The sequence below is a fragment of the Janthinobacterium lyxosi genome, assembly GCF_051380665.1.
GTDB lineage: Bacteria > Pseudomonadota > Gammaproteobacteria > Burkholderiales > Burkholderiaceae_D > Janthinobacterium.
This window is the reverse complement of sequence record NZ_JBNYXM010000001.1, coordinates 176,103-188,872: the sequence shown is the minus strand read 5'-3', so window position 1 is coordinate 188,872 and position 12,770 is coordinate 176,103. Positions and strand designations below refer to the sequence as shown.

Sequence of the window (12,770 nt, the reverse complement as noted above, 5' to 3'; positions counted from 1 at the left end):
AGCTTGACGTTAGCGGTGTTGAGGGTCTGACCCCACTAGTTACTCCGCGGTTTCAAAACCTTCGAGGACATTCACCACATTGATGCCCAGCTCCTTCACCGCATAGCCGCCTTCGAGGATGAAGGCGGTAGGCAGGTTCAGATGCGCCAGGCGTTCGCCCACGCGCAGGTAGTCGCCGCTTTGCAGGGCGAAGTGCGAAAGGGGATCGCCAACGAAGGTGTCGACGCCAAGCGACACCACCAGCGCGTCGGGCGCGTACATATTGATGCGCAGGCAGGCCGTTTCCAGCGCGGCGAACCAGCTGGCCGTGGAACTGCCGGCCGGCAGCGGCAGGTTGACGTTGTAGCCCGTGCCGGCGCCGCTGCCCGTTTCATCGGCGTGTCCCAGATAAAACGGATATTCGCTGCGCGGATCGGCGTGGATGGAGGAGAACAGCACGTCGTTGCGCGCATAGAAAATGCTTTGCGTGCCGTTGCCGTGGTGGTAATCGATATCGAGGATGGCGACCTTGCGCGCGCCGTCGTCGAGCAAATGCTGCGCGGCCAGGGCCGCGTTGTTGAGGAAGCAGTAGCCGCCAAAGAAATCGCTGCCCGCATGGTGGCCCGGTGGGCGCGTCAGGGCAAACGTCGCCCGTTCGCCCAGCCGCAGCGCATGGGCCGCATTGACGGCGCAGTCGGCGCCCGTCTTGGCCGCCGTCCAGGTGCCGGCGGTCAGCGGCGTGCCGTTGTCCATCGAGTACAGTCCCAGCTTGGCCGTGAAGTCGTCCGGTTCGATGTCGCTGCGCAAGGTGCGCACGGGCCACACGGATGGCAGCGCGTCCTTGCCCGCGTTGTCGGGATCGAGCGCCAGCCAGTCGTGCCAGGCGTGGCGCAAAAAATGCAGGTAGCGGGGCGTGTGGATGCGCTCCAGTGACGTCAGGGGAACGCCGTGCGGCGTGACGATGCGGCCCAGGTTGCGCCGTCCCAGTTCGGCCACCACCATGTCGGCCCGCTCGGGCGTCTCGAAGCAGGGCACCATGGTGCCGCGAAACATTTCGAAGCGGCCCCGGTGCTGGCTGTGCAATTCATTGTAGAAGGTCAGCATCGGGGCATTTTGCGCAAGGTCAGGTGTGCGAACACAGGGTGCTGGCGCGGTAGGCGGCGACGAAATCGTCGAAGCTGCCGGCGGGCGCTGCTTCCATGGCGCGCTGCTCGGCCAGCGAGCTGGCGGCCAGCCCGTCGAAGTACGCGCTTTGCTCGGATGTGGGCGGCTGCGCGCGGAAGTAGTCGGCGTGACGCTCGCTTTGGCGCAGGCCGAAGGCGGCAAAGGAGCCGCCGTTGGCGCGCAGCTCGGCCAATACCTTCGCCGATGGCGTCGCATCCGGGTCGGCCAGCTTGGCCGCCTGCGCCGCCAGGCTGTCCGCATGTGCCGTGCCGCCCTGGCGCGCGTCGAGCAGGGCCGCCACGGGGGCGATGCGCGCCAGCAGTTCCTCGCCCCACGCCTGCAGGGTGATTTCTTCGCCGTCACGGCGCAGGATCAGGCCCGGCGTGCGGCCTTCCTTGACGGTGCGGGCAAAATTGTGCGTGTAGCAGGCGCTTTGCTCGGCCGAGATGGGCGCGCTGTCGTCGAGCGCGCAGAACAGCAAAAAGGCGTCGAGGAAGCGACCCGTTTCCAGGCTGATGCCGACCGGTTCAAACGGATCGACATCCATGCAGCGCACTTCGATGTATTGCACGCCGCGCAGGCACAGGGCCTGGATGGGGCGCTCGCCAGTGCGGATCACGCGCTTCGGGCGGATGGTCGAATAGTATTCATTTTCGATCTGCAGCACGTTGGTGGACAATTGAATCCACTCGCCATCTTTTTTCGTGCCCAGCGCCGCATACGGCGGATACGGGTCGTTGACGGCGTGCGTCAGGGCGTTGACGTAATCATCGAGGCTGTTTTCGTGCGGGCGCAGGCCGGACTGGGCATCGTTCTGGTAACCGAGGTCGCTCATGCGCAGGCTGGTGGCATACGGCAGGAACAGGGTGTCGTCGGACAAGGTGTCGAGCTTGTGCGCGCGGCCGCGCAGGAAACCGGTGGACAGGGCCGGCGAGGCGCCGAACAGGTACATCAGGAGCCAACTGTAGCGGCGGAAATTGCGGATCGTCGCCAGGTAGCTTTCCGACTGCACGTCTTTCGGCGAGGCAGCTGCCTGCGTCGGGCTGGCGCTGGTGTCCGGATGGCTGGCCAGCACTTGCCACAGCTGTTCGTCGAGCGAATAGTTGTAATGGATGCCGGCGATGCATTGCATGGCCTTGCCGTAGCGCAAGGCCAGGCCGCGCCGGTAGACGTGTTTGAGCATGCCCATGTTCGAGCTGCCGTAGTTGGCGATCGCTATGTCCGCTTCAGGCGGCAGCTGGCAGGGCATCGACTGGCTCCACAGCAACTCGTCGCCCAAGCGGCTGTAGGCGTGGCGGTGCACGGTATCGAGCTTGTCGAGCGTGACGGCGATGTCTTGTTCGGCCGGGGTGATGAATTCGAGCAGCGCTTCGGCGTAGTCGGTGGTGATTTCAGGGTGCGTCAGCGCCGAGCCCAGGGCGGCGGGGTGGGGCGTGGAAGCCAGATGGCCGGCATGGTCGACGCGCAGGGTTTCACGCTCGATGCCGCGCAAGCCGCCCAGCAGCGCGCGGTTGGCATCTTCGGTCAGCAATGCCAGGCGGCGAGTCAACAGGTTGGGCAATTTGAGCTTCCTTTCTTGTGCAGCAGATAAATAATTTGTGCTGAGATTAACCGAATTTTGGCAAATGCGTCGGCGCCGGCCCAAAAAACGCCGCGTCGCCAGCGTCCGCCCCAGGGAATGGGGGCGGCGCTTCGGTCAGGAATTCGCTTGATATTTTAACAAACTGCGGAGCATCTGGCGCGCCGCCGGGTCAAGCTTTGCGCAGCTTGTCGTGCTCAGCCGAGGCGGGCGCCGCTGACGCGCTCGATGCCGGCCAGGTCGCGCCAGCTCTGCACTTTGCTGTAGCCGGCATCGGCCAGCAAGCCGCGCACGGATGTCGCCTGGTCATGGCCGTGTTCCATCAGCAGCCAGGCGCCTGACGCCAGGTGGCGCGCGGCGCCGGAGACGATGGTGTGCAGGGCCGACAGGCCATCGGCGTGGTCGGTCAACGCACCGGCCGGCTCGAAGCGCAAATCGCCTTCGGCCAGGTGGCGGTCGCCGCTGGCGATGTAGGGGGGATTCGAGACGATCAGGTCAAACTTTTCCGTGCCCAGCGCTTCGAACCAGTCGCTGGCCATGAAGGTGATGTTGACGCCGTTGGCGCTGGCGTTGCGGCGCGCCACGGCCAGCGCCGCGCTGCTCACATCCAGGGCCGTGACGACGGCGTCGGGGCGCGTGTACGCCAGCGCGACGGCGATGGCGCCGCTGCCCGTGCCCATGTCGAGCACGCGTCCGCCGGGCGGCAGGCGCTCGAGCGCCAGTTCCACCAGCACTTCCGTGTCGGGGCGGGGAATCAGCACGGCGTCGTTGACTTCGAACGGCAGGCCGAAAAATTCGCGTTGGCCGACGATATAGGCGATCGGCTCGCCTTGCAGGCGGCGTGCCAGCAAGGCGGATAAGCGCTCGGCTTCTTCGTTAGTGAGCACACGCTCCGATTGTGTGATCAGCGAGACGCGCGACAAGCCCAGCGCGTGGCCCAGCAGGATGCGGTTGTCGAGCGGGTCGAGCAGCGGACGGATTTGCAGGGCGCCGACAGTGCTGCCGGCGGGGATCAGTGTTTCTGGCATGGTGCTTTCAATTATTTCTGACGGCGCAGCAAGGTCCACAGCAGGCCGACGCTAAAAATGGCAAACCAGATGAACGCCCATTGTGGAATGGACAGGCCGAAAAACGGCACGCCGGCGTTTTCGCAGGCGCCATACGATTCAAACATGAAGGGCATGACTTGCGCCGTGAAAATCTTGTTCAGCGCCGTTTCCACCGGGTCGATGCCGCACGAGAAGCCGGGGTGCGCCAGTACGTATAAATGCTTGGCGCCCACGCCCAGGCCGCCCAAGGCTGCCAACACACCGATGCCGGCGCCGATTTTCGGCCGGTTGGCCGCCGCGCCAGCCAGGCAGGCGATGCCGATGGCGAGGAACAGGTAGCGCTGGATCACGCACAGCGGGCACGGCGCCATGTTCATGGCATGCTGCAAATACATGGCCACGCCCAGCATCAGGAAACACAGGGCGGCGATCAACAGGAGGACGGTGCGTGAATTTTTCATGGGCGACACGGTAAGGTGGATGGAATCGAGCTGGCCATTTTCGCACAAGGCCGGATTTTTATTGCTTAGCCGCTACTTAAGCCCCGGGGTCAGACCCCCGCTTGCGCCGACGCTTGATCTGCCGTCAGCGGTGGAGAGGGTCTGACCCCAGCCGTTAATCGCCCAGCGCGGCTAAAAGCTCGGCCTGGTGTTCAGCCGCCAGCGCATTCGTCAAGTCCATCAAATCCCCATCCATGATGAAGTCCAGTTTATACAAGGTCAAATTGATGCGGTGATCCGTCAGCCGGCCTTGCGGGAAATTATAAGTACGGATGCGCTCGCTGCGGTCGCCCGAGCCGATCAGGCTCTTGCGCGTGGCCGCTTCCTTTGACTGCTGCTCGCGCAATTGCACGTCCTTGATGCGGGCGGCCAGCACTTTCATCGCTTGCGCCTTGTTCTTGTGCTGGCTGCGGTCATCCTGGCATTCGACGACGATGCCGGTGGGCAAGTGGGTAATGCGCACGGCCGAATCCGTCTTGTTGATGTGCTGTCCGCCCGCGCCCGAGGCGCGGTAGGTGTCGATGCGCAGGTCGGCCGGGTTGATGTTGACGTCTTCCACTTCGTCCGCTTCCGGCATCACGGCCACCGTGCAGGCGGAGGTGTGGATGCGGCCTTGCGTTTCCGTGGCCGGCACGCGCTGCACGCGGTGGCCGCCCGACTCGAATTTCAGCTTTGAATACGCGCCGTTGCCGACCACGCGCACGATCACTTCGCGGTAGCCGCCCAGGTCGGAGTCGGACGACGACACCAGCTCCACTTGCCAGCGGTTGCGCTCGGCAAAGCGCGAGTACATGCGCAGCAGGTCGCCGGCGAACAGGGCGGATTCATCGCCGCCCGTGCCGGCGCGAATTTCCAGGAAGATATTGCGCTCGTCATTGACATCCTTCGGCAGCAGCATGGTTTGCAATTCGCGTTCCAGGCGCGCCATGGTGGTTTTCGCCGCCTCGATCTCTTCCTGTGCGAATTCCTTCATGTCCGGGTCGCCCAGCATCTCTTGCGCCGTGGCGATATCGTTGCCCGCTTCCTGGTAGGAATGGTACAGGGCCACCAGCGGGCCCAGTTCGGCATGCTCGCGCGTCATCTTGCGGTAGCTATCCATGTTCGACGTGGCGTCCGGGTGCATCAACAGTTCGTCAAGTTCGACCAGGCGGTTCGCCAGTTGATCGAGTTTGCCCAGCATGGATGGTTTCATAGCGATTCGCGGTAAAAGAGTGTAGGGATGGTGCGGGTCCGGCCGGCCCGGCAGACGGGCAGGGGGCGGCCGCGCGGGCGGCCAGCGGGGCTGCGCTAACGGCGGGGGCGGAACAGTTTCGGCAGCAGGGTGACCAGCTGCTTGCGCTCGTCGCCCTGCGCATGGTGCAGCGCCTGCTGTGGACCGTGCAGGAACTTGGCCGTCAAGCCTTTCGACAGCGCTTCCAGCACGGCATCGATGTCGGCGCCCTTGGCCAGCATCTTGCGCGCCCGTTCCACTTCCATCAGGCGCAGCGCTTCGCTGTTCTCATGCAAATGCTGGATGACGGGCACCATGGCACGGTCGTCGACCCAGCTCATGAAGGACTGCACGCGCGTCTCGATGATGACCTCGGCTTGCGCCACGGCCGCCTGGCGGCTTTCCAGGCCCGTCTGCACGACCTTGCCCAGGTCGTCGACCGTGTACAGGAAGACGTCGTTCAGGCGGCCCACTTCCGATTCGATGTCGCGCGGCACGGCCAGGTCGACCATGAACATGGGCTTGTGGCGGCGTGCCTTGATGGCGCGCTCGACCAGGCCCAGGCCCAGCAGCGGCAAGGATGACGCCGTGCACGAGATGACGATGTCGAACTGGTGCAGCATTTCTGGCAGGTCGGCCAGGCGGATGGCCTTGCCATTGAAGCGGTGCGCCAGCTCTTCGCCCCGCTCCATGGTGCGGTTGGCAATGGTGATGCTTTTCGGGTTTTGCGCCGCAAAGTGCGTGGCGCACAATTCAATCATTTCGCCGGCGCCGATGAACAGCACGTTCTGCTCGGCGATCTTGTCGAAGATGCGCTGCGACAGGCGCACGGCGGCGGCCGCCATGGAAACGCTGTGGGCGCCGATTTCCGTACTGCTGCGCACTTCCTTGGCGACGGAAAAGCTGCGCTGGAACAACTGGTGCAGATACGTGCCCAGGCCGCCGGCCTCGTCGGCCGTGCGGATGGCATCCTTGATTTGCCCCAGGATCTGCGTTTCGCCCAGCACCATCGAGTCCAGCCCGGAGGCGACGCGGAAGGTGTGGCGCACGGCATCGTGCTGCGGCAACATATACAAATGGGGGCGTAGCTCGCTGTAGTTGAGCTTGTGATAATCGGCCAGGAAATGCGCACCCGCGTCGAGCGGATTGGGTACATGGCTGGCCGCATACAGCTCGGTGCGGTTGCACGTCGAGAGGATGGCCGCTTCGTCGTTGTCGCGCAGGTCGATGCGCTGGAACCAGGTACGCGCCGCCATCACCGCCTGACCCAGATGCTCAGGCGCAAACGCCAGCTGTTCGCGGAGCGACACTGGGGCGGTGGTATGGTTGAGGCCGACGGCGAGCAGTTGCATTTCAGGGCTGTTGGGAATTCTTATGCCGACATTATAGCGCCTTGTGCCCGCTCTTTGAGCAGTTCGTCTGTTTTCGTCCGGATGCGTGGACGTCACCCGCCCAGTTTTTCCAGGCGATAACCATAACTGTAGACGGGCACCAGGCGGTAGCCGTGTTCGGGTTTCAGCTGCAGCTTGTTGCGCACGCGCGAGACGTGGGTATCCATGGTGCGCGAGGGCAGGGCCGTGTCGCGCTGCCACACGGATTCATGGATGTAGGCGCGCGACAGGGGACGGCCCAGGTTGCGGAAAAACAGCAGCGCCAGGGCGAATTCCTTGTGCGTTACGTCCAGCACTTCGCCGTCGCGCAGCAGGCGGCCGGGGCGGGTTTCAAATGTGTACTGACCGAATTGCAAGTACTCGGCGCCATTCTGCGCCGGGTAGGCCACACGCAGCAGCGCCTGGGTGCGCAAGGTCAGCTCACTGCGCCGCAAGGGCTTGATCATGTAGTCGTCGGCGCCCGCCGTCATGCCGGCCACCACATCGTCTTCGCCCGAGCTGTTGGTCATAAACAACACGGGCGCCTTCGGCGCCAGTTTTTCCCGGGCACGGCGCAATACTTCCGCGCCATCCAGATCGCTCACATGCCAGTCGAGGATGAGCATGTCGCAACTGTCCTTGCGCAATTGCCCCAGCATTTCCTTGCCACTCTGAAACTCGTGGCAAGCGTGGCCGGCGGCGGTGAGCACCTGGCAGATCAGTTCTGCCTGACTATGATCGCTATCGAGTACGGCAATTCGCATAATGGGCTGGAATGTGTAGCAACAAACAGACGGTCCGCTCTGCTTATCGTAATGTTAAGGAATGCTCAAGTGAAATATAACAGAGATTGCAACTGTGTCCAGTGAAATCAGCAGCCACATTCTTTACGTTACACTTGTTCATCTATCCCTACTAGTGGAGAAATGCGCATGGCAGACAAGAGCAGCACCGATTGGACCCTGATACCGGCCAGTCGTGCCGAAATCGAGCAAGTGCGCGAGCGTTGCCGGCGCCTGGTGCAGCGGCGTGCCATGATGTCGGCGGGCGCCTCGGCCATCCCCATTCCCGGCATCGACCTGATGTCGGATGTCGGGCTGTTTTCCATGCTGATCAATGATATCAACCACGAATTCGGCCTCACGCCCGAACAGATCGAGCGCCTCAACCCGCAGTTCAAAATGATGGCCTACCGCGCGGCAGTGGGCATGGGAGGCATGCTGGTAGGGAAGCTGGTATCGCGCGAACTGATCCTCCACCTGCTCAAGCGCAGTGGCGTCAAGATTGCCACCAAGCAGGTGGCGCGCTTCGTGCCGTTTGCCGGCCAGGCGGTGGCGGCAGCCATCGGCTACGCCGTGTTCCGCCAGATCGGCAACCAGCACGTGAATGCCTGCGCCGCGGTGGCGCAGGAATTGCTTGCGGTGAGGCCGGATTAGACCGGATCAGGCTTTACGCGTCCGGCAGCACGACGTTGACGTCGAGCACCTCCAGGTTGCCCTGGCGGTCCAGCGAGATCTTGATGTCGTCGGCATTGACCTTGGTGTACTTGGAAATGACGGCGATCAATTCCTTGTGCAGGGCGGGCAGGAAGTCCGGACCACCGCGGCCGCTGCGTTCGCGGGCGATGATGATCTGCAGGCGTTCCTTGGCTGCGGTGGCCGTCTTCGGCTTGGGGGGGAACAGGAAAGAAAGCAAGGCCATATCACTTCGCCCCAAAAATGCGCTGGAGTAATCCAGGCTTTTCATAGTTGGTAAAGCGCAACTCGACATCTTCGCCGAGGAAACGCGAGACCACGTCTTCATAGGCTTGCGCCACGTCCGTCCCCTTGAAATGGATGGCGGGATTGCCCTGGTTCGAGGCGGCCAGCACTTGTTCCGATTCCGGAATGATGCCCACCAGCGGGATGCGCAGGATTTCCTGCACGTCCTGGTAGGACAGCATTTCATCCGATTCCACGCGTTTTGGCGAGTAGCGGGTAATCAGCAAATGTTCCTTGACCGGCTCGCCGCCCGTCTGCGCGCGGCGCGACTTGGCTTGCAGGATGCCCAGGATGCGGTCCGAATCGCGCACCGATGACACTTCCGGGTTGGTGACGATGATGGCTTCGTCGGCAAACGTCAGCGCCATCAGCGCGCCATGCTCGATACCGGCCGGCGAATCGCAGATGATGAACTCGAAGCCCATGTTGATCAGGTCGTTCAACACGCGTTCCACGCCTTCTTCCGACAGGGCATCCTTGTCGCGCGTTTGCGAGGCGGGCAGGATGAACAGGTTGTCGCAGTGCTTGTCCTTGATCAAGGCCTGGTTCAGCGTTGCTTCCTTGTTGATCACATTGATCAGGTCGTAGACGACGCGGCGCTCGCAACCCATGATCAGGTCGAGGTTACGCAGGCCCACGTCGAAGTCGAGCACGGCTGTCTTGTGGCCGCGCATGGCCAGGCCAGTGGAAAAACTGGCGCTAGAGGTCGTCTTGCCGACACCGCCCTTGCCGGACGTCACAACAATAATTCTTGCCACAAATAATCCTTTTCAGATATCTCTTGAATTGTGCAGCTTAAGAGCGGTTCACGGGAGTGACCGGATTGACAGAGTGTATATCGATTCTGTCTCCAGCCAAACGAATTTGCGCGGGTCCGCGCGCCATTTCTGCGGGGAAACCATCCTCGAACGTGCGGTATACGCCGGCGATCGAGACCAGTTCCGGTTCCATGGCCAGCGCAAAGATGCGCGCCTGGGCATTGCCCGAGGCGCCGGCCAGCGCGCGGCCATACAGCGAGGAATACACGTGGATGCTGCCGTCGGCGATGATTTCGGCGCCATTGTTGACGACAGCCGTGATGATCAGGTCGCAGCCGCGCGCGTAAATGCGCTGGCCGGCCCGCACGGGCGTGTCGATCACCATCACTTGCGCTTCGGCTCCCGCCTGGGCGGCCGCCGTGGCGCTATCCTTCGGGCCATCCTTGGGTGGCGCATCGTCGCGCGTCTTGCCGCTGTCGAGGCTCAAGCCTTGCGCCAGGATGGCGTCATGCATCTCGGCCGGCGCATTGCGCACGGCCACGGCATTCAAGCGGTATTTTTTCAGCAGGGCCACGAGGGCGGCCCAGTCGATGGGCATGCTGCCGGGCGGCAAGGCAGCCACGTCCAGCACGGCCAGGTCGTCCTCGAAAAAGTCCGCCACGCCCCCCGTCATGTCGCGCAAGGCGGCATCGAGTGCCTGCGTATCGGCGCTATGCATAATGGCGGAGACAGCAACGACGGTGGAAATCTTGATTTCGATAGGCTTCTGCGACGGGCTTTTGGACATAAACATTTATCAAAGTGAAACTGCGGCAGGCCAACTGTTCCGTACGGCAACAATGGGGAGCAGTAAATTTCTTGCATTCTACTGCAAAAAAATCACCGTCAGGGACCTGGAGTGTGCTATTCCGCAGGGCAACAGTGACTTCTTGTCAAAAAACAAGGGCGGCGCCCCGGAAAACCGGTGCACCGCCCCGCAAGCAGCCGGACATGCGCCCTGACGGCGCTGTCCTGGATCAAGCCGCGCGCATCTGCTGTGCCGCCGCGACCATATTGCGCAACGCCGTTTCCGTTTCCGCCCAGCCCCGCGTCTTCAAGCCGCAGTCCGGGTTCACCCATAAGTTGGCCGATGGAATCACGGTGCTGGCTTTTTTCAGCAATTTCACCATGTCGGGCGTCGAGGGGATGCGCGGCGAGTGGATGTCGTACACGCCGGGGCCGATTTCGTTCGGATACTGGAACCGGCCAAAGCCCGTCAGCAGTTCCATGTCCGAGCGGCTCGTTTCTATCGTGATCACATCGGCGTCCATGGCGGCGATGTGCGGCAGGATGTCATTGAACTCCGCATAGCACATGTGCGTGTGGATCTGCGTCGTGTCCTTGACCACGGAAGCGGCGATGCGGAAGGTGCGCGTGGCCCAGTTCAGATAGGCATCCCACTGGCCGCGGCGCAGCGGCAAGCCTTCGCGGATGGCCGGCTCGTCGATCTGGATGATGCCGATGCCGGCCGTTTCCAGGTCCAAGACTTCATCGCGGATGGCCAGGGCCAGCTGCAGCGCCGTGCTGGCGCGCGGCTGGTCGTCGCGCACGAACGACCATTGCAGGATCGTGACGGGGCCCGTCAGCATGCCCTTCATGGGTTTATTCGTCAGGCTTTGCGCGTGCACCGTCCAGGCCACCGTCATGGCGGCCGGGCGCTGCACGTCGCCGTAGATGATGGGCGGCTTGACGCAGCGCGAGCCGTACGATTGCACCCAGCCCAGGCGCGTGAAGATGAACCCGTCCAATTGTTCGCCGAAGTATTCGACCATGTCGTTGCGTTCCGCCTCGCCATGCACCAGCACGTCCAGGCCCAGCGCTTCCTGGCGCTCCACGGCGTGGGCGATTTCGGCGCGCATCTGGTTTTCATACTCGGCGCTGGCCAGTTCGCCCCGTTTATGGCGGGCGCGGGCGGCGCGGATGGCCGCCGTCTGCGGGAAGGAGCCGATGGTCGTCGTCGGGAAGTCGGGCAAGCGCAGGCGTGCGCGCTGCACGCTCTGGCGCTGCGGGAAGCTGGAATCGCGGCGGTCCACGCTGGGCGTGAGCGCTTGCAGGCGCTGCGTGACCGATGCACGGTGGACGCGGGGGCTGGCGCGCCGCCCTGCGATGGCCAGACGAGACATTGCCAGCGCGTCGTCGTCGGAATGGCCGGCCAGCGCGTCCTTCAGCAGCGAAATTTCCGTCAGTTTCTCCGTGGCAAACGCCAGCCAGGTCCGGATTTCGCCATCGAGATCTGTTTCGGCTTCCAGGCTGAACGGTGCGTGCAGCAGCGAGCATGAGGGCGCCAGCCACAGGTGGCCGTTGCGCTTGGCCGCCAGCGGCTGCAGCACGGCGAGGGCTGCGTCGAGGTCGGTGCGCCAGATATTGCGTCCGTCGACGATGCCGATCGACAAGACTTTATGCGCGGGCAGCCAGTCGGTCACGCTGATCAGCTCGTGCGGCGCGCGGATGCCATCCACGTGCAGGCCGGCCACGGGCAGGCGGCAGGTCAGGCTGAGGTTTTCTTCCAACGGCGAGAAATACGTGGCCAGCAGGATATTCACGCCCACCTGGTTCAGCTGCCAGTACGTGCTTTCGAAGGCGCTGCGCCAGGTGTTGGGCAAGTCCAGGCCCAGGATCGGTTCATCGAGCTGCACCCAGCTCACGCCTTGCTGCTTGAGGCGGTCGAGCAGGGCGCCGTAGACGGGCAGCAATTGTTCCAGCAGGGCCAGACGGTCGAAGCCCGGCGTCTTTTCCTTGCCCAGCCAGAGGAATGTGAGGGGGCCGATCAGGGCCGCCTTGACCTGGTGGCCCAGCGCCTGCGCTTCGGCCACTTCCGCCAGCAGGCGCTCGCAGGCCAGCGAAAATTGGGTCTGCGGCGACAATTCGGGCACCAGGTAATGGTAGTTGGTGTCAAACCACTTGGTCATTTCCAGCGCGTGGTTGCCGGCGGCGTGTTCATGCTGCTCATGGCCGTTGGTGTGGCCGTGGCTGCAAGCGGCGTGTTCGGCATGGTTGTCGTTGCCGCGCGCCATCGTGAAATAGCGCGACAGGGGCGACTGCTCTGGCGCGAAATTGAAACGCGCCGGTTCGCAGCCCAGCAGCTGGATATGGTTGGCCACCTGGTCGTACAGGGCGAAGTCGCCCACGGTAACGTAGGCCAGCCCGGCGTCGCGTTGCAGCGCCCAGTGGCGCGCCCGCAGTTGCTGGCCCGTGGCTTCCAGGGCGGCCTCGGACACCTCGCCACGCCAGTGGCTTTCCAGCGCCAATTTCAGTTCACGCGCGGCGCCGATACGGGGAAAGCCAAGGATGTGGGTACGAATGGTCATGATGTCATCGAGATTTAATGTGAATGCGCTAGAGTGTGCGGCAACTTGGTCTAT

Annotated in this window: 12 protein-coding genes; 1 reads left to right on the top strand and 11 read right to left on the bottom strand. The window is 63.2% G+C overall.

Going from position 1 to position 12,770, the window contains the following annotated elements:
* Window positions 1-39: 39 nt before the first annotated feature.
* The 7 genes from ACQ4WP_RS00930 to ACQ4WP_RS00900 form a co-directional block, all read right to left on the bottom strand.
* Window positions 40-1,083, bottom strand: coding sequence for a histone deacetylase family protein (locus tag ACQ4WP_RS00930; RefSeq protein ID WP_436518240.1), 1,044 nt, complete (start codon window positions 1,081-1,083; stop codon window positions 40-42).
* 19 nt (window positions 1,084-1,102) lie between these two features.
* Window positions 1,103-2,704, bottom strand: a complete 1,602-nt coding sequence (gene gshA, locus ACQ4WP_RS00925; protein ID WP_436518239.1) for a glutamate--cysteine ligase — start codon at window positions 2,702-2,704, stop codon at window positions 1,103-1,105.
* 215 nt (window positions 2,705-2,919) lie between these two features.
* Window positions 2,920-3,750 (bottom strand): peptide chain release factor N(5)-glutamine methyltransferase, encoded by an 831-nt coding sequence (gene prmC / locus ACQ4WP_RS00920; protein WP_436518238.1) that lies wholly within the window; start codon window positions 3,748-3,750, stop codon window positions 2,920-2,922.
* 11 nt (window positions 3,751-3,761) lie between these two features.
* Entirely contained in the window at window positions 3,762-4,232 is a 471-nt protein-coding gene (locus ACQ4WP_RS00915) for a disulfide bond formation protein B (RefSeq protein ID WP_436518237.1), read from the bottom strand.
* A gap of 154 nt (window positions 4,233-4,386) precedes the next feature.
* Complete coding sequence (prfA, locus tag ACQ4WP_RS00910) at window positions 4,387-5,463, bottom strand: peptide chain release factor 1 (protein WP_436518236.1); 1,077 nt, start codon at window positions 5,461-5,463, stop codon at window positions 4,387-4,389.
* 95 nt (window positions 5,464-5,558) lie between these two features.
* Entirely contained in the window at window positions 5,559-6,833 is a 1,275-nt protein-coding gene (hemA, locus tag ACQ4WP_RS00905; protein WP_436518235.1) for a glutamyl-tRNA reductase, read from the bottom strand.
* 92 nt (window positions 6,834-6,925) lie between these two features.
* Window positions 6,926-7,615 (bottom strand): response regulator transcription factor, encoded by a 690-nt coding sequence (locus ACQ4WP_RS00900; protein WP_436518234.1) that lies wholly within the window; start codon window positions 7,613-7,615, stop codon window positions 6,926-6,928.
* 168 nt (window positions 7,616-7,783) lie between these two features.
* Here ACQ4WP_RS00900 and ACQ4WP_RS00895 point away from each other — a divergent pair, with 168 nt between their 5' ends.
* The gene (locus ACQ4WP_RS00895; protein WP_436518232.1) at window positions 7,784-8,287 is read left to right on the top strand and encodes a hypothetical protein; all 504 of its coding nucleotides are present in this window, start codon (window positions 7,784-7,786) and stop codon (window positions 8,285-8,287) included.
* 13 nt (window positions 8,288-8,300) lie between these two features.
* Here the strand turns inward: ACQ4WP_RS00895 and minE are convergent, their stop codons facing one another.
* The 4 genes from minE to metE all read right to left on the bottom strand — a co-directional run bounded on the left by minE (window position 8,301) and on the right by metE (window position 12,716).
* Window positions 8,301-8,552: a cell division topological specificity factor MinE gene (minE, locus tag ACQ4WP_RS00890; RefSeq protein ID WP_071079935.1), complete on the bottom strand. Its 252-nt coding sequence runs from the start codon at window positions 8,550-8,552 to the stop codon at window positions 8,301-8,303.
* A 1-nt stretch (window position 8,553) separates the two neighbouring features.
* Window positions 8,554-9,369: a septum site-determining protein MinD gene (minD, locus tag ACQ4WP_RS00885; protein ID WP_071325832.1), complete on the bottom strand. Its 816-nt coding sequence runs from the start codon at window positions 9,367-9,369 to the stop codon at window positions 8,554-8,556.
* Between the two features lie 37 nt (window positions 9,370-9,406).
* Window positions 9,407-10,156 (bottom strand): septum site-determining protein MinC, encoded by a 750-nt coding sequence (gene minC, locus ACQ4WP_RS00880; protein ID WP_436518231.1) that lies wholly within the window; start codon window positions 10,154-10,156, stop codon window positions 9,407-9,409.
* A 229-nt stretch (window positions 10,157-10,385) separates the two neighbouring features.
* A complete protein-coding gene (metE, locus tag ACQ4WP_RS00875; RefSeq protein WP_436518230.1) occupies window positions 10,386-12,716 on the bottom strand; it encodes a 5-methyltetrahydropteroyltriglutamate--homocysteine S-methyltransferase in 2,331 nt (776 codons plus the stop codon).
* Window positions 12,717-12,770: the final 54 nt, after the last annotated feature.